A 19,821-nucleotide genomic window follows, 5' to 3' on the forward strand; every position below is an offset into this window, starting at 1 on the left:
TCCGGGCCTCGCCCCTCATCGAGGTTAGGGAGGCGCTTGCATGCTCCGTTACATTGCATTCGCCGACGATTTGTCGGCGTGGTTCGGCAAGGTGTTCGCGTGGGGGATACTCATCATGGCCTTCGGCGTCGGCTATGAGGTTGTTGCACGCTACCTCTTTCGCGCGCCGACCCCCTGGGCCTTCGATCTGAGCTACATGCTCTATGGAGCGATCTTCATGATGGCGGGAGCGTATACCCTCTCGCGTAATGGCCATGTGCGCGGCGACTTCATCTACCGGCTCTGGAAACCGCGGACGCAGGCCAGGCTGGAACTGGTGTTGTACTTCATCTTTTTCTTTCCCGGGATAACCGCGCTTGTGTTCTCGGGCTGGAAATATGCCGCACGCAGTTGGCGCTACCTGGAGGTCAGTTCCAACAGTCCCGCCGGTGTGCCGATCTTCGAGTTCAAGGCCGTGATCGTCGCCGCCGGCATTCTCCTGTTCCTGCAGGGCGTGGCGCAGGTCTTCCGCTGCATTCTCTGCATAAGGACGGGCGAATGGCCGAAGCAGGCCGAAGATGTCGAAGAACTGGAAAAGGTACTACTGGAAACCAAAAGCCTGGACGTGCTCAAGTCCGAGGACGAGGGTTTCCTTCCGTCGCGGGAACTGGACGCTGGACGTGAACCACGGGATCGGGACGCTCAATGACGGACGCACATATCGCCGTCGGGATGCTCCTCATCCTGATCCTCGCCATCTTCCTCGGCTTCCCGGTGGCGTTCACCTTGATGGCTCTGGGTGTCGGCTTCGGATACTATGCCTATTTCGATGCCGGCCGCATGTGGCGCGGCTATGACCGCGCGCTCGAATCCGGCGGCGATGCCTTTACACTGGCGGAGACCTGGATCGGCGGTTTCTTCAACAACCGGGTCTTCGATCTGTTCGTCAACCAGACCTACTCGGTCATCCAGAACGACGTGCTGACGGCTATCCCGCTGTTCCTGTTCATGGGCTACATCGTCGAGCGAGCCAACATCGTCGATCGGCTGTTCACGACGCTATTCAGCGTCACGCGCCAGGTGCCCGGCTCGATGGCGGTCGCGGCCCTGGCCACCTGCACACTCTTTGCCACGGCAACCGGCATCGTCGGGGCCGTGGTGACGTTGATGGGACTGCTCGCCCTGCCAGCGATGCTGAAGGCGAAATACGACGTGCGCTACGCGACGGGCGTGATCTGCGCGGGCGGGACGCTCGGGATCCTGATCCCGCCTTCCATCCTGCTGATCGTCTATGCGGCCACCTCCGGGATCTCGGTCGTCCGAATGTATGCGGCGGCGCTCCTGCCCGGCCTCGCCCTGGCGGGGCTTTATCTCATCTATGTCGTGGTGCGAGCAATCCTGCAGCCGCAACTGGCGCCGCGGCCAACGAAAGAAGATGTGGGCGAGCACACGCCGGTCCAACTCGCCTGGATGATGCTTACATCCTTCGCGCCGCTCGCCTTTCTGATTCTTGCGGTGCTCGGTGCCATTCTCTTTGGCCTGGCAACGCCGTCGGAAGCCGCCGCAATCGGCGCATTGGGGGGACTGGCGCTTGCTGCGGCCTATCGGGCGCTGACCTGGCAGCGACTGAAGGAGTCGGTGTATCTGACGGCGCGAACGACCGCGATGGTCTGCTGGTTGTTCGTCGGTTCGGCGACCTTCGCGTCGGTATTCGCCTATCTCGGCGGCCAACAGTTCATCAGTGACTTCGTGACCGGCCTGGACATGTCGCCGCTGATGTTCCTGATCCTGGCCCAGATCATCATCTTCCTTCTCGGCTGGCCTCTGGAATGGACCGAAATCATAGTCATCTTCATCCCGATCTTCATTCCGCTGCTGCCGCATTTTGGGATCGATCCGCTGTTCTTCGGTATCCTCGTGGCAATCAACCTGCAGACGGCCTTCCTATCACCACCCATGGCGATGTCGGCATACTACTTGAAGGGCGTCTCGCCTCAGCATGTCAAACTGACCGACATCTTCCGCGGCATGATGCCCTATATGTTGATCGTCATTCTCTGCATGGTGATCATCTATCTGTTCCCGAGCATCGTCTACATGCTGCCGAATTTGCTCTATGGAGGACAGAGATGACGCAGTGTCTGGCCCATTCCGAAAGAATAGACCGATGAACAGAAGCCGGTTTTTTGCAATATTTGCATTCGGGACGCTTGTCGCGTTCTGCGCAGTCATCCTGGCGTTTGTTCCACGGTTCGATTTGGCCGCTGCACTGCTGATCGGGATTGTCCCTGCGGGGTACGACATCTGGGATCAGCTCTTTCGGCGACGCCCGTCGAAATCGTCTGGATAGACTGCAATCGTTCAACCGCCGCCCTTTCGTGACGGCAATCCGCTGCAAAAAGCCCCTTCGTCCATCGACTTACGGGCTCTTGGCTTGGAAATTGATCACCCATGGCCCCTCCCTGTGAAAGCGAGAGGCACCCGTCGTTACGCGAACTTCCGGTTAACGGGTCGCCGATTTACCGGGGTCGCGCTAGCTCTTCTCCGGACTTGCCAAACAGAGAATGCTCTATGTCTGCGGGGCAGGGCCGGTCGAGGCCCTGACGATCAGTTCGGTTTTCCACAGCTCCTGGTCGGGAAAGGGGCCGCCCTGTTTCACTGTGCCGATCAGCCGCTGCGCGATGCGGACGCCTGCCGACCGCAGCGAGGAGCGTGTCGTCGTCAGCGGCACCGAGAAGTTTTCCGGCTTCAATAGCGGCAGCACATCGTCATGGGCGATCAGCGAAATGTCGTCGCCGAGCCGCAATCCCGCCTGGTTGACCGCGCGGATTGCCCCGAGCGCCATCACCGTGCTGGAGCAGAGGATCGCCGTCGGCCGCTCCGGAAGTTGCAGGAACCTTTCCATCGCCAGCAGGCCCTGTTCGTCCGTCATCAGCGCGTGGTTCATGCAATGCTCCTCGAGCGTGAGGCCGCGTTCGGCAAGGGCTGAGATGACGCCGTTCCTTCTGCGGATGGCGAAATCGAGATGCATTGGACCGTTCATCAGGGCAAAGCGCGTATGGCCGAGCTGCAGCAAGAGCCGCGTCGCGTCGTAGAAAGCCCCTTCGTTATCAATGTCGAGATAGGGATAATCCGGCTCCGCGCCGAAGGAGCGGCCGTGCACGACATAGGGCATGGAGAGCGATTTCAGCATGGCGAGCCGCGGGTCGTGAGCGCGCATATAGGCAATGAACAGCGCGTCGACATTGCCGCTGATCGCAAGCCGCCGGAGCGCCGCTACCTCATCATCCGGGTCGGACGGCATGATGACGAAATGGAAATCATGGCGCACGGCCTCCTCGCCGAGCCCAGCCAGAAATTCGCCGAAATGGACGTCGGATTGGTGGCCCGGCGCCGTCGGCATGACGAGGCCGATCGAGCCTGCCTTGCCGGTTGCGAGCCGCTGGGCAGCCTTGTTCGGCCGGTATCCGGTTTCCTTGACGGCCTGAAGCACGCGCTCCCGAGTCGCTTCATTGACCTCGGGATAGCCGTTCAGCGCCCGGCTCACCGTCGTCTGCGAAAGCCCAAGCATTTCCGATAGCTGTTTGAGATTCACCTGCTATGCTTCCTCCCGGCCCGCCCTCAGCCGCCTTAAAAGGTCTCCCGCCTTCAAATGGCATCCAAAGCGCTTTCAATTATGTATCATCTCAAGCGCTTGACTCAAGAAAAATCGCTCCATATTTCCACGATAGGCGCTGCTGCGCCGGGATATTCCCCCGCTCGGGAGGGATTCTCGCGAAATGACTTGACTTCGTTCCACCGAAAGTGAAATGAGTTGGGTGTCAAAGCGCTTTGAAATTTCTTTCTTAAGGAAATTCGGCGCGGTTGGGATTGTGATGGGAGGTTGATCACATGAAAAAGTCATTTTTGATGGGCGTTGCCGTTGCGGCGCTCTTTGCTGGAGCTGCGTCCGCGGCCGATCTGAAATTTGCCCCTGGACAGGATTCCAAATTCAACTGGAAGAGCTATGACGAGTTCAAGGCCGCGCATGCCGATCTGAAGGGGCAGCCCCTGACGATCTTCGGGCCGTGGCGCGGAGAGGATGAGGCGTTCTTCATGAGCGTTCTCGCCTATTTCACCGAAGCGACCGGGGTCGACGCAAAGTACTCTTCTTCCGAAAACTACGAACAGCAGATCGTCATCGACACGCAGGCGGGCTCGCCGCCGAACATCGCCATTCTGCCGCAGCCGGGCCTTCTGGCCGATCTCGCCAGCAAAGGCTTCCTGACGCCGCTTGGTGACGACAATTCCAAATGGATCAAGGACAATTACGGCGCAGGCGACAGCTGGGTCGGTTACGGCACCTACAAGGGCAAGGACGGCAAGGAAGCTTTCTATTCCTTCCCTTACAAGGCCGACGTCAAGTCGCTCGTCTGGTACGTTCCGGAGAATTTCGAGGAAGCCGGCTATAAGATTCCGACGACCATGGAAGAGCTGCATGCCCTGACCGACCAGATCGTCAAGGACGGCGGCGTTCCCTGGTGCATCGGTCTTGGCTCCGGCGGCGCCACCGGCTGGCCGGCGACCGATTGGGTCGAGGACATCATGCTGCGCATGCAGCCGCCCGAAGCCTATGACAAGTGGACGACCAACGAGCTGAAGTTCACCGATCCGGCCGTCGTTGCCGCGATCGACGAGTTCGGCAAGTTCGCCAAGAACGAGAAATATGTCGATGGCGGCGTGGCTGCCGTGGCTTCGACCGATTTCCGCGACAGCCCGAAGGGCCTCTTCGCCGTTCCGCCGAAGTGCTACATGCACCATCAGGCCTCGTTCATTCCGTCCTTCTTCCCTGAGGGCACGAAACTCGGCCAGGATGCCGACTTCTTCTACATGCCGACCTATGCCTCGAAACCGGAACTCGGCAAGCCGGTTCTCGGCGCCGGCACGCTCGTCTCGATCGCCAAGGATTCGAAGGCGGCTCGTGCCTTCATCGACTTCCTGAAGACCCCGATCGCGCACGAGGTATGGATGGCGCAGTCGAGTTTCCTGACGCCATACAAGAGCGTCAGCACCGAGGCTTACGCCAATCCGCAGATGAAGAAGGAAGGCGAGATCCTGACTTCCGCCACTACCTTCCGCTTTGACGGTTCCGACCTGATGCCGGGCAAGATCGGCGCCGGCGCCTTCTGGACGGGCATGGTCGATTTCGTCGGCGGCAAGTCCGCCGAAGAGGCGGCCGGCGAAATCCAGAGCGCCTGGGACGGCATCAAGTAATCAGTCAGATATGCCGCCGGTTTGCCGGCGGCATGGCCTGCATGACTGGCCGGGCTCGCCAACAGCCCGGCCATCGCAGGAATATTGTGATTGGGCAATACGAATGGATTGACGGTGACCGGCCTTGACTCGTCAGAATGAACGTCGATCGGAATAAGATCAGGGGAAGCAGGGGAGGGACGAAATGCTGTCGCAGATAGTGTCCGCTTTGGTCGTCGTGTTCGTCGCCGTTGTCGCGTGCTCGGCCTATTTCTATTTTTCCAACAAGATCCTGGATCTCGCATTGCCGGTGAGCGACGGCGACGTACGCGCCGCATCGCGCAATCTCAACCGCCGCGCTGTCATCCGTCCATGGCTGTTTCTCGGCCCGGCGCTCTTCCTGCTTTTCGTCTACCTCGTCTATCCCGTCGTTGCGACCTTCATTCTCTCCTTCTATGACCGTACCGGTCTGCAGTTCGTCGGTGTCGCCAACTATAAATGGGCGATTGGCGACCGCGAATTCCGCCAGTCGATCTTCAACAACATCCTCTGGCTCGCCGTCGTGCCAGCCGCCTGCACCTTCTTCGGCCTCGTCATCGCGGTGATGACCGATCGCATCTGGTGGGGCAATATCGCCAAGAGCATCGTCTTCATGCCGATGGCGATCTCCTTCGTCGGCGCCTCGGTCATCTGGAAATTCATCTATGAGTATCGCGGCGGCAACGACGTTCAGATCGGCCTCTTGAACGCCATCGTCCAGCTTTTCGGCGGCACGCCCGAAGTCTGGATCTCGGTTCCCTTCTGGAACAACTTCTTCTTGATGATCATCCTGATCTGGATCCAGACCGGTTTCGCCATGGTCATCCTGTCGGCCGCGCTGCGCGGCATCCCCGAGGAGACGATCGAGGCCGCCGTCATCGACGGCGCCAATGGCTGGCAGATCTTCTGGCGCATCATGGTGCCGCAGGTCTGGGGCACCATCGCCGTCGTCTGGACGACGATCACCATCCTCGTCCTCAAGGTCTTCGACATCGTGCTGACCATGACCAACGGCCAATGGCAGACGATGGTGCTGGCGAACCTGATGTTCGACTGGATGTTCCGCGGCGGTGGCGATTCCGGCCGAAGCGCCGTCATCGCCATCATCATCATGCTCGCCGTCACGCCGATCATGATTTGGAACGTGCGCCGTGCCAATCGCGAACTGAAGGGCCATTGAGATGACCGCTGTCGGAAGTTACTTCAAGATCGGCCCCGCCCGCCTCTTCGTTCACCTCGCCGTTCTGCTGATCGTCATCATCTGGCTGATCCCGACGCTCGGCATCTTCGTCAGCGCGTTGCGCGACAAGGACCAGATCGTCGTCTCCGGCTGGTGGACAGCCTTCGTCGGCTCGACGCAGACCGTCGCCGTGCGTCTGGGCACGCCCGACCAGCAGCGGCAGGAAGGCGCCAACTACGTCATCTCGGGCAATGTGCTGGAAGGGCAGACCGGCCGCTCGGTAAAAGCCTTCGGTAACCGTGTGCAGCAGCCGGCCGCTTTCGACGCCGGTATGACCGCCGATCTCGGCGACGGCGAAACGCTGCAGATCAACAGCGACGGCAGCTATCGCTACATGAAGAACACGGCCTTTTCGCCTGACGAGCGGCCGCGGCGCATCTACGTGTCCGTCTCAGCGCCGCCGGAATTCACGCTGCAGAACTACAATACGGTTCTAACCGGCGAAGGCATCGGCCAGTCCTTCATCAATTCCCTGACGGTGACGATCCCGGCAACGATCATCCCGATCCTGATTGCCGCTTTTGCCGCCTATGCCTTGAGCTGGATGGAGTTTCCCGGCCGCGCGCTGCTGATAGCCCTCGTCGTCGGCCTCATCGTCGTGCCGCTGCAGATGTCGCTGATCCCGCTGCTGCGCCTCTATAACGAGGTCGGCAATATGCTCGGCCAGCCGTCGAAGACTTATCCCGGCATCTGGCTGGCGCATACCGCTTTCGGCATGCCGCTCGCCATCTTTCTCCTGCGGGCCTATATTGCCGGCCTGCCGAAAGAGATCATCGAATCCGCCCGCGTCGACGGCGCAAGCGATTTCGAGATCTTCACGCGCATAGTTTTGCCCTTGTCCTTCCCGGCACTCGCCTCCTTCGCCATCTTCCAGTTCCTGTGGGTGTGGAACGATCTCCTTGTCGCCATGGTCTTCCTCGGCACCGACAAGGATCACCTCGTGCTGACCGGCAGCCTGAACGCGCTGCTCGGCTCGCGCGGCGGCAATTGGGAGATTCTGACGGCGTCGGCCTTCGTCACCATCGTCGTGCCGCTGCTCGTCTTCTTCGGACTGCAGCGTTATCTGGTGCGTGGTCTGCTGGCGGGCTCGGTCAAGGGCGGCTGACCATTCCCCAAATGTGACGAACAGGATAACTTATGAACGTGGCTTCTCAATCGATCTTGACCGCCGACAAGGACTGGTGGCGCGGCGCGGTGATCTATCAGATCTATCCGCGCTCCTACCAGGATTCGAACGGCGACGGCATCGGCGACCTGAAGGGCATCACCGCCCGTCTGCCGCATGTGGCAAGCCTCGGCGTCGACGCGATCTGGATCTCGCCCTTCTTCACCTCGCCGATGCGCGATTTCGGTTACGACGTCTCCGATTACGAGAATGTCGATTCAATCTTCGGCACGCTGGTGGATTTCGACACGATGATCGCTGAGGCCCATCGCCTCGGCATCCGCGTGATGATCGACCTCGTCATCTCCCACAGCTCGGACCAGCACCCCTGGTTCGTGCAAAGCCGGTCCAGCAAGACCAACGCCAAGGCAGACTGGTATGTCTGGGCCGACGCCAAGCCCGATGGCTCGCCGCCGAACAACTGGCTGTCGATCTTCGGCGGTTCCGCATGGGCGTGGGATCCGACGCGCATGCAGTACTACCTGCACAATTTCCTGACCTCGCAACCGGATCTGAACCTGCATAACCCGGAAGTGCAGGACCGCCTGCTGGATGTCGTGCGCTTCTGGCTCAATCGCGGCGTTGACGGCTTCCGCCTCGACACCATCAATTTCTATTTCCACGATCCGCTCTTGCGCGACAATCCCGCGCTTGCGCCCGAGCGGCGCAACGCGTCGACGGCGCCGGCGGTCAATCCCTATAATTTCCAGGAGCATATCTACGACAAGAACCGGCCGGAGAACCTTGCCTTCCTGAAGCGTTTCCGCGCCGTCCTCGAAGAGTTCCCGGCAATCGCCGCCGTCGGCGAGGTGGGTGACAGCCAGCGCGGCCTCGAAATCGTTGGCGAATACACCTCCGGCAATGACAAGATGCACATGTGTTATGCCTTCGAGTTCCTCGCGCCCGATCCGCTGACGCCGGAGCGCGTCGAGGAGGTGATGGAAGATTTCGAAGCCGCCGCACCCGATGGCTGGGCCTGCTGGGCCTTCTCCAATCACGATGTCATGCGTCACGTCAGCCGCTGGGGCGGACTGGTCGCCGATCACGACGCTTTCGCCAAGCTCTATGCCTCGCTGCTGATGACGCTGCGCGGTTCCGTCTGCCTCTATCAAGGCGAGGAACTGGCCCTGACGGAAGCCGATCTTGCCTATCAGGATCTGCAGGATCCCTATGGCATTCAGTTCTGGCCGGAGTTCAAGGGCCGCGACGGCTGCCGCACGCCGATGGTCTGGGACAGCCACGTCGCCCAGGGCGGCTTTTCCACCGTCAAGCCCTGGCTGCCGGTGCCGGTCGAGCACATTCTGCGCGCCGTTAGCGTCCAGCAGGGCGATGAAACTTCGGTGCTGGAGCACTATCGCCGCTTCATCGCTTTCCGCAAGCAACACCCGGCCTTTGCAAAGGGTGAGATCGAATTCGAGGATGCGCAGGGAGATAGTCTGGTCTTCACCCGCGAATATGGCGACGAGAAGCTGCTCTGCATTTTCAACATGAGTCCGGCTGAGACCAGCGTCACTCTGCCTGCGGGAGAATGGCAGGCGTTGACGGGCCATGGCTTTATCAGCAACAACTATGGCGACAAGATCGATATTCCGGCGTGGGGGGCGTATTTCGCCCGTCTCGCCTAAGGATCAGGAGGGGAGAGAAAAATGACTGGACTGACACTGAAGGACATCCGCAAATCCTACGGTTCCGTGGATGTTCTCCATGGTATCGACCTCGATATCAAGCAGGGTGAATTCATCGTCTTCGTCGGTCCGTCCGGCTGCGGCAAGTCCACGCTTCTGCGCATGATCGCCGGCCTCGAGGCGATCACCGGCGGCGAGATGTATATCGACGGCCAGCTCGTCAATGACGTGCCGCCGTCGAAGCGCGGCATCGCCATGGTCTTCCAGTCCTACGCGCTCTATCCCCACATGACCGTCTACGACAACATGGCCTTCGGCATGAAGATCGCCGGCGAAAACAAGCAGGAGATCGAACGCCGCGTCCGCGCTGCGGCCGAGAGCCTGCAGCTGACCAAATATCTCGACCGGCTGCCGAAGGCGCTGTCGGGCGGCCAGCGTCAGCGCGTGGCGATCGGCCGCGCCATCTGCCGCGATCCCAAGGTCTTCCTGTTCGACGAGCCGCTGTCCAACCTCGATGCCGCGCTGCGCGTCGCCACTCGTATCGAAATTGCCCGTCTCAACGAGCAGATGGCCGATACGACGATGATCTACGTCACCCATGACCAGGTCGAGGCGATGACGCTCGCCGACCGCATCGTCGTCCTCTCCGCCGGCAATATCGAGCAGGTTGGCGCGCCGCTGGAGCTGTACGAGCGCCCCGCCAACCTCTTCGTCGCGAAATTCATCGGCTCGCCCGCCATGAACATCATTCCCGCCACGATCGCGGAAACCGGCAGCCAGACGACCGTGACGCTGACCGGCGGCATGTCGGTGACATTAGATGTGGCGACTGACGCGTCCGAGAAGGGCAAGCAGGCGAGCTTCGGCGTCCGTCCCGAAGATCTGAGGATCGCCGACGGCGCCGACTATGTTTTCGAGGGCGAGGTGTCGATCGTCGAAGCGCTCGGCGAAGTAACGCTGCTCTATATCGAGGGCCTGGTTCCCGGCGAGCCGATCGTCGTCAAGCTGCCAGGCATCTACGATGTCCATAAGGGCCAGAAGATGCGTTTTGCCGCCGATCGGCAGAAGCTCCATCTCTTTGACGCGACCGGCCATACATACCGGAAATGAAGCGGCCATTTTTGGGGTGGTAATCCCAGGAATTGTGCACGGGCGGCCGAATTCTCACTTTCTGTTAAAGATCGGCTGCTACCTTTTCCTCATCGATTTATGAGGGGGATAAGCACGTGGCCGCTTCCAATCCGTCACAGCCAAGATCTCATTTCCTGAGCAAGGAAGAATCCTTCATGTATGACCGCGAGGCGCGGTTCAAGATGGAGGACACCATGAACGCCGCGCGCATCGAATATACGGAAAAGGGCGTCATGCATGCGGCTTCGCGCCGCTGCGATATTGTCCGCATCTCGATGAGCAGCGCGACACTCGCAATCCTGACCCAGTTCAACCTGCCGAAGCAGTTCTATCTGGACATTCCGGATGCCCGCATCACCAAGGTCGGCTGCCTGCTGATGAAGGTCAACGCCAACAACACGATCGAGGTCCGCTTCCTGCGTCTGCTGACGCAGAAGGAACTGAACAAGATCTTCGTCTACAGCACCCACCCGGCGCACAAGGATTACGTCCTCGACATCCGCGCCTGACGGATAGTCTCGGACCGGTCATAGAAAAACCCGCGGGACGCTTCAGGCGCTCCGCGGGTTTTGTTTATTCAAACTAGAGCAATTCCAGGAAAAGTGCGAAGCGGTTTTCCGTCCGTAATTGCGCAAGAACAAAAGGCTAGAGCGGTTCTGCGCTTCGGTGAAAAGCTGAACCGCTCCAATGTCGCTTCAGTGGAAGAGCACGCTGGCGCCCTGATCCGAAGCGCCGACGGCACGGCGGAAAGGAGCGAAGAGCTCGCGGCCCATCCCGAATTCATTATCGGAGAGATCGATGCTCACCGGCTCGCGTTCGGCCAGATCGGCGGCATCGACGAGCACTTCAAGCGTGCCCTTGATCGCGTCGAGACGAATGATGTCGCCGTTCCTGATGCGGGCGATCGGGCCGCCGTCGACCGCTTCCGGCGTGACGTGGATCGCCGCCGGCACCTTGCCGGATGCGCCGGACATGCGCCCGTCGGTGAGCAGCGCCACGCGAAATCCGCGGTCCTGCAGCACGCCGAGCGGCGGCGTCAGCTTGTGCAGTTCCGGCATGCCGTTCGCCTTCGGTCCCTGGAAACGGACGACGGCGACGAAATCGCGGTTGAGCTTGCCTTCCTTGAAGGCGTCCTGCAGTTCCTGCTGGCTGTGGAAGACGATCGCCGGCGCTTCGATGACATGGCGCTCCGGTTTGACGGCGGAGATCTTGATGACCGCCTTGCCGAGATTGCCGCGCAGCATCTTCAGCCCGCCATTGGCCTGGAAAGGCGTCTCGATGCTGGAAAGAACCTTCGGATCATGGCTCTTCTCCGGCGACGGCTCGCGCAGGACGTTGTTGTTTTCGCCGAGGCGGGCATCGACCGTATAGGCTTCGAGGCCCTGGCCGAAGACGGTGCGCACGTCGTCGTGCACCAGGCCGTGCTTCAACAGTTCCTTGATGAGGAAGCCCATGCCGCCGGCGGCTTGAAAATGGTTCACGTCGGCAAGGCCGTTCGGGTAGACGCGCGCAAGCAACGGCACGACTTCCGAAAGTTCGGCAATGTCCTGCCAAGTCAGCTGGATGCCGGCTGCCCGGGCCATGGCGACGAGATGGAGCGTATGATTGGTCGAGCCGCCGGTGGCATGCAGGCCGACGACGCCGTTGACGACGGAGCGCTCGTCGATCATCTCGCCCGCCGGCGTGAATTCGTTGCCGAGCGCTGTGATCGCCAGGGCCCGCTTGGCGGCTTCGCGCGTCAGTGCTTCGCGCAGCGGCGTGCCGGGATTGATGAAGGAGGACCCGGGCAAGTGGAAACCCATGATCTCCATCAGCATCTGGTTGGAGTTGGCGGTGCCATAAAAGGTGCAGGTGCCGGGACCATGATAGGATTTCGATTCCGCCTCCAGCAGTTCGGCGCGCCCGACCTTGCCCTCGGCAAAGAGCTGGCGCACACGCGACTTCTCATCATTCGGCAGTCCCGTCGTCATCGGGCCGGCGGGGACGAAGATCGACGGCAGATGGCCGAAGGACAGCGCCGCAATGACGAGGCCGGGGACGATCTTGTCGCAGACGCCGAGGAAGAGGGCGGCATCGAACATATTATGCGACAGGCCGACGCCGGCCGCCATGGCGATCAGGTCGCGCGAGAAGAGCGAAAGCTCCATGCCCGGCTGTCCCTGGGTGACGCCGTCGCACATGGCGGGCACGCCGCCGGCCACCTGGGCGACACCGCCTGCCTCGGCGGCCGCCTCACGGATGATCGCCGGGTAGGTCTCGAACGGCTGGTGGGCCGAGAGCATGTCGTTATAGGCGGTGATGATGCCGAGATTGGGTATGCGGTCGCCGGCGAGCGCGTCCTTTTCGGCGGGGGAACAGATCGCGAAGCCGTGGGCGAGGTTGGCGCAGCCGAGCACCGAGCGCTGCACACCCTTGGAAGCGGCGGCGCGCACACGTTCCAGGTAGCGCTCGCGGGTCGGCTTGGAGCGTTCGACGATGCGATCGGTGATCGCAGAAATGCGTGCATGAGCGGACATGGAAAATCCCTGCCTTATTCGTTGTCTCTATCTCTTTCGGCGGCTCCGGCCTTAATCCGGACCCGGTTCTGGGGCCGATCAGGGAGCCCAGTAGATCTCGACCGGGGAAGCGGCCCGGCGCAGAACGGCGCGGATCGGCATTTCTGCCTCGTCACCGCTGCCTTCCGCCTTGGCGAGAACGTCTTTTTTGCCTTCGCCCTCGATATGGAGCACCAGGAGTGCGGCATCCTGAAGACTGGAGAAGGTAAAGGTCAGGCGCGGCTCTCCGGCTCCTTCCGCCTCCATGGTGATGACGCTGCGCGGCGTCGACGCGTCGAGCGCCCGGGCAAGATTGCTGCCGCCGGGAAAGAACGAGGCCGTGTGGCCGTCGCCGCCCATGCCGAGGATGACGACGTCGAAGGGGATGCCGATTTCGGCGCTCTTTACCGTCGCAAGCCGGGCGGCCTCCCCGACCGAGGATGCTGGCTGATAAAGCGGCACGAAACGCGCCGCCTTCGCCTTGTTCTGCAAGAGGTTGGCATCGACCAGCAAATGGTTCGAGCGCGCATTGTCGGCCGGCACGAAACGTTCGTCAACCAGCGTGATCGTCACCTTGTCCCAGGCGATGTCGTGCGTCGAAAGCGCCTGGAAGAAGGCCTTCGGAGTCGAGCCCCCGGAAACGGCGATGGACGCCGCACCGCGGGCGGCGATTGCCGCCGACAGCTTGTCGGCGACCTTGTCGGCGAGGCTGCTGGCGAGGTCTGCGGCACTGGCGAAGGAATGCAGGGTCGATGCCATCGATGTCGTCCTAGATGTCGTCATGCCAGGTGCGGCCGTCGCGCTCGATCAGCGCGATGGCCTGGCTCGGGCCCCAGGTGCCGGCCGTATAGCCCTGCACCTGCTGGCCGGTCGTTTCCCAACCCTTGAGGATCGGGTCCACCCATTTCCATGCGGCCTCGACTTCGTCGCGGCGCATGAACAGTGTCTGGTTGGAGCGGATCACGTCCATCAGCAGACGCTCGTAGGCGTCTGGATTGCGGACGTTGAACGCCTGGGCGAAGCTCATGTCGAGCGACACGTTGCGCAGGCGCATGCCGCCCGGACCCGGATCCTTGATCATCAGCGACTGCTTGACGCCTTCATCGGGCTGCAGGCGGATGATCAGCTGATTGGCGACGATGCGCCCGGCTGCCTGGTCGAAGATCGCGTGCGGGATCGGCTTGAAGGTGATGACGATCTCCGACATGCGGCCGGTCAGGCGCTTGCCGGTTCTGATATAGAAGGGCACGCCGGCCCAGCGCCAGTTGTTGATTTCCGCCTTGATGGCGACGAAGGTCTCGGTATTCGAGACGCCGCCTTCGAGTTCTTCGAGGTAGCCTTTGACCGGGCCGCTGCCAGAGGCGCCGGCGCGATATTGGCCGCGAACCGTCGCCTGCTCGACATTGGAGGCGTCGAGGGGCTTCAAGGCGCGCAGCACCTTCAGCTTCTCGTCGCGAACGGCTTCCGAATCCATCGACGAAGGCACTTCCATCGCCGTCAGGCAGAGCAGCTGCAGGATATGGTTTTGCACCATGTCGCGCAGCGCGCCGGCCGTATCGTAATAGCCGGCGCGGCCCTCGAGGCCGACCGATTCCGCTACGGTGATCTGCACATGATCGATGTAGTTGGCGTTCCACAACGGCTCGTAGAGCGCATTGGCGAAACGCAGCGCCATCAGGTTCTGCACCGTCTCCTTGCCGAGATAGTGGTCGATGCGGAAAATCTGCTCTTCCTTGAAGACGCGGCCGATCGTGTCGTTGAGCTGCAGCGCCGAGGCGAGGTCGCGGCCGATCGGCTTTTCGACGACGATGCGGGTCGATCTGGTGATCAGCTTGTGATCGTGGATCTTTTGCGAAATGTCGCCGAAGATGCCGGGCGCGACCGCCAGATAAAAGGCGCGCACCCGGTCCCGGCTTTCGTCGAGCAGTTTCTTCAGCTGATCCCAGCCAGTATCGGTACGGGCGTCGACGGAGACGTAGTAGAGACGATCGCAGAACTTCTCCACCTCCGCTTCGTCATATTCCCCCTTCTTCAGGTGCTCCGTCAGCGCATCCTTGGCAAACTTGCGGTATTCTTCATGCGAAAGCGGGCTGCGCGAGGCACCGATGATGCGCGTCGGTTCCGAGAACTGACCCTCGATCTGGCGATGGTAGAGCGCAGGCAAAAGCTTCCGCTCGGCAAGGTCGCCGCTGCCGCCGAAGACGACGTAATCAAAAGGCTCAACGGGAATGATCTGGCTGCTCATGAGCTTGTCTCTCAATCAGGCTGGTTGGCGGCCCTTTTAATCTAATCGATTTAAAAAAGCCAGTGTGCAGTGCAATGAATCTGTCAGGCACCGGTTTTAGAGCGAATTCCCGGAAGAGGAAATCCGCAATCGGACTAAAACTTGTCGCGAAGCGCAAACCACGACAAGGCGAGGAAAAGCAACGGCGCCCGCATCCAGGCTCCGCCGGGGAATGCGGGAATATCGAGCGACTTGAACAGGTCGAGATCGCCGGATTTTCCGAGCACCGCTTCCGCGTAGAGCTTGCCACAGTAGTTTGACAGCATGACGCCATGGCCGGAATAACCGCCGATCGAGGTGACGCCGGGCATCACCTCCCGCACGAAAAGCTGGCGCGGCATGGTAATGCCGACGCTGCCTCCCCAGGCATGGGTGATCTCGATGTCTTTCAGGTCAGGATAGATTTCGCCGATCTGCCGACGGATATGCTGCGATATGTCTCGAGGATTGTCTGCCGTGTAGGCCTCGCGTCCGCCGAACAGCAGGCGGCCTTCGAATTTGCGGAAATAGCGCACGACGAAGCGCGAATCGGCGACAGCCTCGCCGCCCGGCAGCACATCAGGATAGTTTTCGAGTGGAACGGTGGCGCCGATGAAGGAGCGGATCGGCATGACATGGCTTGCCGTCACCGGCTCCAGATTGCCGATATGGCCGTTGCAGGCGATCAGCGCCCGCTCGGCGGTGATCGTCCCCTTTTCGGTTTCGATCGTCACCTTGCCGCCGCCTTGGCGGACCGCTTTTGCCGGGGTCATCTCGAAGATGGCGGCGCCGGCATTGGCGGCCACTCGCGCCAGCCCGATGAGCAGCTTCAGCGGATGAATATGGCCGGTGCCGACATCACGCACGCCGCAGTGGAATCGCTTCGAGCCGAGCCGCTCCTGCGTTTCCTTGCCGTCCATAAAGCTCAGGTGCGGATAGCCGTAGCGCTGAGCGGCGATTTCGGCATTCTCACGATAGTCGCGTTCGTAGCTTGCCTTGTGTGCGACGTTGAGCTGGCCCGGCACATAATCGATCTCGATCTGATGTTCTCCGGCGAAATCGAGAAGATGGCGCTTGGCCGCCTCGGCGACATCGAACAGCGCCTTCGAGCGTTCGTAGCCGATTTTTTCCTCAAGCTCTTCCGGCCACCATCGCTGGCCGGTGCCGAGCTGACCGCCATTGCGCCCCGACGCTCCGTCTCCGAAGCGCCAGGCCTCGATCAGCACCACCGAAACGCCTGACCTGGCGAGGTTATAGGCGGCCTGGAGGCCGGTATAGCCGCCGCCGACAATAGCGACGTCGCATGTCCTCGAGCCGTCGAGGGCGGCGTAGGTCGGTCGCTCCCCGACGGTTGCCTGATACCAGGTCAGCCCGGGCGCGATCGGGCTCTGCCACATCTGCTGCGGTGTCATGACATCCCTCACACGTTAAGCAGAAGAAACTCCCGCTCCCAGGGGCTGATCACCTGCATGAAGGTCTCGAACTCGCCCCGCTTGACACCGGCATAAAGGCCAATGAACTGCTTGCCGAACACCTCTTCAAAGGCGGGCTCATCCTCCATCAGCGCGACGGCTTCCAGCAGGCCGCGCGGCAGATCGATCGAGCCCTCATTGGCCGAATCCTCCGTCGGCGCCGTCGGTTCGATCTGTTTCATGATGCCGAGCAGGCCGGCGGCGAGCGAGGCGGCAAGCGCCAGATAGGGATTGGCGTCGGAACTCGGCAGCCGGTTTTCCCCCCGCCGCGCCTGCGGATCTGAAACCGGAACGCGGAAGGCCGTCGTCCGGTTGTCGTAGCCCCAGGCGTTGTTGACCGGACAGGACATGTCGGGTTGCAGGCGCCGGTAGGAGTTTACATAGGGCGCAAGCATCGCCATCGCGCTCGGCACGAATTTCTGCATGCCGCCGATGAAATGGAAGAATTCCTTCGAGGCCGATCCGTCCGCATTGGAAAAGACGTTCCTGCCCGTCTCGATATTGACGACCGACTGATGGATATGCATCGCCGACCCCGGCTGGCCCTGCATCGGCTTGGCCATGAAGGTCGCGTAGATGTCGTGCTTGAGCGCCGCCTCTCGGATTGTGCGTTTGAACAGAAATACCTGGTCGGCAAGCTCGATCGGGTTGCCGTGGCGCAGGTTGATCTCGAGCTGCGCCGGGCCCTCTTCGTGGATCAGCGTATCGATCTCCAGCCCCTGCTTCTCGGAGAAATGATAGATGTCGTCGATCAGCTCGTCGAATTCGTTGATGCCGGCGATCGAGTAGCCCTGGCCCCCGAGGATCGAGCGGCCGGAGCGGCCTTTGGGCGGGTGCAGCGGATAGTCGGGGTCGTCATTCTTGGCGACCAGGTAGAACTCGATCTCCGGCGCAACGATCGGCTTCCAGCCGCGATCATGATAGAGGCTCATGATCCGCTTCAGCACGTTGCGGGGCGTATAGGGCACTTCCCCGCCATCCGAATCGACGATGTCGCAGATCACCTGGGCCGTCGGGTCGCTTTCCCAAGGCACGACCGATAGCGTCGACAGATCAGGCATCAGCTTCAGGTCGCTGTCACGGGGCTCGTATCGGAAGCTTTCCGTCTCCTCCGGATACTCGCCCGAAATCGTATGCCGGTAGATCGCCGAAGGCAGCGCCAGCGAGGTGTTCGAGGTGAATTTAGAACTCGGCATCATCTTGCCGCGCGGAACGCCGGCAAGGTCCGGGGTGATGCATTCGATGTCTTCGATGCCCCTGGCCCGCAGCCACTGTGCTGCTTCCTTCCAGTTCGCAACGCCGCGCAGAGATCCGGGGTCCGGAGGTGTTTTCGTCGAGGCGGGTACGTTTCTGGCAGGCTTCAGCGTCGTCTTTTTTGGGGACATGACACACCGGTTTGGTTGATCGTGGCGCCATCATAGCCGGACTTTGCCAATTGGCGAGGGGCTGAAAACGTTGACTTTCGCCCTTTGATGGAAAAGAAGACGCCGACTGGATCGGGGAAAAGAGTTTGCAGCGCAAAAGCGACGTCATCGTCATCGGCGCCGGGGCCGCCGGCATGATGGCGGCCATTCGCGCGGGTAAACGCGGCCGCTCGGTCGTGGTCATCGACCATGCGAGGGCGCCCGGCGAGAAGATCCGCATCTCGGGCGGCGGTCGCTGCAATTTCACCAATATCCATGCCGGGCCCAGGAATTTCCTGTCCGCCAATCCGCATTTCTGCAAATCGGCGCTTGCCCGTTTCACGCCGGCCGATTTCATCGCCATGGTCGATCGGCACGGCATTGCCTGGCACGAAAAGACGCTTGGCCAGCTCTTCTGCGACGACAGCGCCAAGGACATCATCCGCATGCTCCTGGACGAGATGCGTGCAGTCGGCGCGGTGCTGCAGCTCGGCACCGAAATATCGGGCGTCGAAAGGATGGCGGCGGGATTCCGCGTCTCCACGAGCCAAGGCGTCTACGAGGCATCCTCGCTGGTCGTCGCAACCGGCGGCAAATCCATCCCGAAGATGGGCGCCACCGGCTTTGCCTATCGCCTTGCCGAGCAGTTCGGCCTGGCCGTGCTCGAAACCCGCCCGGGTCTGGTGCCGCTGACGCTCGATCCCGGCCTGCTCGCAAGCATTGCGCCGCTTGCCGGCATTTCCGCCCCGGCTGAAATCCGCCATGGCCGGACCGCCTTTCGCGAAGCCCTGCTGTTTACCCATCGGGGCTTAAGCGGACCGGCCGTCCTGCAGATCTCCTCCTATTGGAGGGAGGGCGACGAGATCGTCGTTGCGGTCGAACCGGATGTCGATATCGCCGCGCAGTTGAAGACGGCAAAGCAGCTGAATGGCCGCCAATCGGCCCAGACGGCGTTGGGGGAGATCCTGCCGAAGCGGCTGGCGCAGTTTCTCGTCGAGCGCGAAAATATTACCGGCAATATGGCCGACCTGCCGGACAGGACGCTGCAGCGCCTTGCCGCCGGCGCCCAGGACTGGATCGTCAAACCTTCCGGCTCTGAAGGCTACCGCACCGCCGAAGTGACGCTCGGCGGCATCGACACGGCGGCGCTCGATTCCCGCAGCATGGAGGCAAGGGCCGTGCCCGGCCTCTATTTCATCGGCGAATGCGTCGACGTCACCGGCTGGCTCGGCGGCTATAATTTCCAATGGGCCTGGGCCTCCGGCTTTGCCGCCGGTGAATGCGCGTAGATATCCGCTATATCGATTCAAGACTTCTTAAGAGAGGTGCGCCATCCTGTCTCAATTGCCGTCTGTGAGAGCTTTTCCCAAATTAAGCTTTACCGGCAAGCATTTTTGTTGGACTGTAGTGTCATAAGAGTGAGGTTTCGAGCATGAACAGAAACGCACGACGCGCCCGCGCCATCGCAATCACCCAGGCAAAACCTGACGCCCGGATGGCCACCCTGCGATACCTGATGCTCGCAGCCGGCGCGACCGCCGCCAGCCTGGCGCTGCTGCTCGCCCATCTCATCTGATCTGCCCCGGTATCTGAAGACAAACTTGCCGGCTTCCGATTGCCATTGCGGCCGCGCGGCGCATATTTGCAGTTATTTCACTGCCTTGGCTCAAGCCGCCACTACTGCTTATCTGAAAATTAATATCTAATCTGACACAATTGCCCGCGATTATTTGGGCGT

The 19,821-nt window shown here is 61.2% G+C and carries 16 protein-coding genes; 10 read left to right on the forward strand and 6 right to left on the reverse strand.

The features are described 5' to 3' along the window. Window positions 1-40 precede the first annotated feature (40 nt). Entirely contained in the window at window positions 41-688 is a 648-nt protein-coding gene (locus FFR93_RS28020; RefSeq protein ID WP_138395541.1) for a TRAP transporter small permease subunit, read from the forward strand. Beyond that, window positions 685-2,112, forward strand: coding sequence for a TRAP transporter large permease subunit (locus FFR93_RS28025; protein ID WP_138395542.1), 1,428 nt, complete (start codon window positions 685-687; stop codon window positions 2,110-2,112). The genes FFR93_RS28020 and FFR93_RS28025 overlap by 4 nt, the downstream gene beginning before the upstream one ends. A gap of 436 nt (window positions 2,113-2,548) precedes the next feature. Here the strand turns inward: FFR93_RS28025 and FFR93_RS28035 are convergent, their stop codons facing one another. Beyond that, window positions 2,549-3,574, reverse strand: a complete 1,026-nt coding sequence (locus tag FFR93_RS28035; RefSeq protein ID WP_138395543.1) for a substrate-binding domain-containing protein — start codon at window positions 3,572-3,574, stop codon at window positions 2,549-2,551. Between the two features lie 296 nt (window positions 3,575-3,870). On the opposite strand from FFR93_RS28035, the gene FFR93_RS28040 reads away from it, so the two are divergent. The 6 genes from FFR93_RS28040 (at window position 3,871) to FFR93_RS28065 (ending at window position 10,920) form a co-directional block, all read left to right on the forward strand. Beyond that, window positions 3,871-5,232 (forward strand): ABC transporter substrate-binding protein, encoded by a 1,362-nt coding sequence (locus FFR93_RS28040; protein WP_064710796.1) that lies wholly within the window; start codon window positions 3,871-3,873, stop codon window positions 5,230-5,232. A 184-nt stretch (window positions 5,233-5,416) separates the two neighbouring features. Then, window positions 5,417-6,430 (forward strand): sugar ABC transporter permease, encoded by a 1,014-nt coding sequence (locus FFR93_RS28045; protein ID WP_138395544.1) that lies wholly within the window; start codon window positions 5,417-5,419, stop codon window positions 6,428-6,430. Between the two features lies 1 nt (window position 6,431). Continuing rightward, complete coding sequence (locus FFR93_RS28050) at window positions 6,432-7,595, forward strand: carbohydrate ABC transporter permease (RefSeq protein WP_064709901.1); 1,164 nt, start codon at window positions 6,432-6,434, stop codon at window positions 7,593-7,595. A gap of 32 nt (window positions 7,596-7,627) precedes the next feature. Next, a complete protein-coding gene (locus FFR93_RS28055) occupies window positions 7,628-9,280 on the forward strand; it encodes an alpha-glucosidase (protein ID WP_138395545.1) in 1,653 nt (550 codons plus the stop codon). Between the two features lie 21 nt (window positions 9,281-9,301). Beyond that, on the forward strand, window positions 9,302-10,390 hold the full coding sequence (gene ugpC / locus FFR93_RS28060; RefSeq protein ID WP_064709903.1) for a sn-glycerol-3-phosphate ABC transporter ATP-binding protein UgpC: 1,089 nt from the start codon (window positions 9,302-9,304) through the stop codon (window positions 10,388-10,390). A 176-nt stretch (window positions 10,391-10,566) separates the two neighbouring features. Next, a complete protein-coding gene (locus FFR93_RS28065) occupies window positions 10,567-10,920 on the forward strand; it encodes a hypothetical protein (protein ID WP_009996042.1) in 354 nt (117 codons plus the stop codon). Window positions 10,921-11,106: 186 nt separating this feature from the next. On the opposite strand, the gene edd is transcribed toward FFR93_RS28065, so the two are convergent. The 5 genes from edd to FFR93_RS28090 form a co-directional block, all read right to left on the reverse strand. Next, complete coding sequence (gene edd / locus FFR93_RS28070) at window positions 11,107-12,927, reverse strand: phosphogluconate dehydratase (RefSeq protein ID WP_138395546.1); 1,821 nt, start codon at window positions 12,925-12,927, stop codon at window positions 11,107-11,109. A 78-nt stretch (window positions 12,928-13,005) separates the two neighbouring features. Further along, window positions 13,006-13,704 carry a 6-phosphogluconolactonase gene (pgl, locus tag FFR93_RS28075; protein ID WP_064709905.1) on the reverse strand — a complete coding sequence of 233 codons (699 nt, stop codon included), beginning with the start codon at window positions 13,702-13,704 and terminating at the stop codon, window positions 13,006-13,008. A 10-nt stretch (window positions 13,705-13,714) separates the two neighbouring features. Beyond that, window positions 13,715-15,190, reverse strand: a complete 1,476-nt coding sequence (gene zwf / locus FFR93_RS28080; RefSeq protein ID WP_138395547.1) for a glucose-6-phosphate dehydrogenase — start codon at window positions 15,188-15,190, stop codon at window positions 13,715-13,717. A 134-nt stretch (window positions 15,191-15,324) separates the two neighbouring features. After that, window positions 15,325-16,620 (reverse strand): FAD-binding oxidoreductase, encoded by a 1,296-nt coding sequence (locus tag FFR93_RS28085; RefSeq protein WP_138395548.1) that lies wholly within the window; start codon window positions 16,618-16,620, stop codon window positions 15,325-15,327. An 8-nt stretch (window positions 16,621-16,628) separates the two neighbouring features. Continuing rightward, on the reverse strand, window positions 16,629-18,065 hold the full coding sequence (locus FFR93_RS28090; protein WP_138395549.1) for a glutamine synthetase family protein: 1,437 nt from the start codon (window positions 18,063-18,065) through the stop codon (window positions 16,629-16,631). A gap of 125 nt (window positions 18,066-18,190) precedes the next feature. Here FFR93_RS28090 and FFR93_RS28095 point away from each other — a divergent pair, with 125 nt between their 5' ends. Beyond that, window positions 18,191-19,372 carry an NAD(P)/FAD-dependent oxidoreductase gene (locus tag FFR93_RS28095; protein ID WP_171049273.1) on the forward strand — a complete coding sequence of 394 codons (1,182 nt, stop codon included), beginning with the start codon at window positions 18,191-18,193 and terminating at the stop codon, window positions 19,370-19,372. A gap of 143 nt (window positions 19,373-19,515) precedes the next feature. After that, the gene (locus FFR93_RS41065; protein ID WP_167358980.1) at window positions 19,516-19,659 is read left to right on the forward strand and encodes a hypothetical protein; all 144 of its coding nucleotides are present in this window, start codon (window positions 19,516-19,518) and stop codon (window positions 19,657-19,659) included. The last annotated feature ends 162 nt before the right edge of the window (window positions 19,660-19,821 follow it).

The organism is Rhizobium sp. MHM7A (assembly GCF_005862215.1).
GTDB lineage: Bacteria > Pseudomonadota > Alphaproteobacteria > Rhizobiales > Rhizobiaceae > Rhizobium > Rhizobium bangladeshense.

Bases quoted from the DNA above. Each gene is read 5' to 3' on its own strand.
- FFR93_RS28020 (WP_138395541.1), top strand. From the start codon at position 41: ATGCTCCGTTACATTGCATTCGCCGACGATTTGTCGGCGTGGTTCGGC.
- FFR93_RS28025 (WP_138395542.1), top strand. From the start codon at position 685: ATGACGGACGCACATATCGCCGTCGGGATGCTCCTCATCCTGATCCTC.
- FFR93_RS28040 (WP_064710796.1), top strand. From the start codon at position 3,871: ATGAAAAAGTCATTTTTGATGGGCGTTGCCGTTGCGGCGCTCTTTGCT.
- FFR93_RS28045 (WP_138395544.1), top strand. From the start codon at position 5,417: ATGCTGTCGCAGATAGTGTCCGCTTTGGTCGTCGTGTTCGTCGCCGTT.
- FFR93_RS28050 (WP_064709901.1), top strand. From the start codon at position 6,432: ATGACCGCTGTCGGAAGTTACTTCAAGATCGGCCCCGCCCGCCTCTTC.
- FFR93_RS28055 (WP_138395545.1), top strand. From the start codon at position 7,628: ATGAACGTGGCTTCTCAATCGATCTTGACCGCCGACAAGGACTGGTGG.
- ugpC (WP_064709903.1), top strand. From the start codon at position 9,302: ATGACTGGACTGACACTGAAGGACATCCGCAAATCCTACGGTTCCGTG.
- FFR93_RS28065 (WP_009996042.1), top strand. From the start codon at position 10,567: ATGTATGACCGCGAGGCGCGGTTCAAGATGGAGGACACCATGAACGCC.
- edd (WP_138395546.1), bottom strand. From the start codon at position 12,927: ATGTCCGCTCATGCACGCATTTCTGCGATCACCGATCGCATCGTCGAA.
- pgl (WP_064709905.1), bottom strand. From the start codon at position 13,704: ATGGCATCGACCCTGCATTCCTTCGCCAGTGCCGCAGACCTCGCCAGC.
- zwf (WP_138395547.1), bottom strand. From the start codon at position 15,190: ATGAGCAGCCAGATCATTCCCGTTGAGCCTTTTGATTACGTCGTCTTC.
- FFR93_RS28085 (WP_138395548.1), bottom strand. From the start codon at position 16,620: ATGACACCGCAGCAGATGTGGCAGAGCCCGATCGCGCCCGGGCTGACC.
- FFR93_RS28090 (WP_138395549.1), bottom strand. From the start codon at position 18,065: ATGTCCCCAAAAAAGACGACGCTGAAGCCTGCCAGAAACGTACCCGCC.
- FFR93_RS41065 (WP_167358980.1), top strand. From the start codon at position 19,516: ATGAACAGAAACGCACGACGCGCCCGCGCCATCGCAATCACCCAGGCA.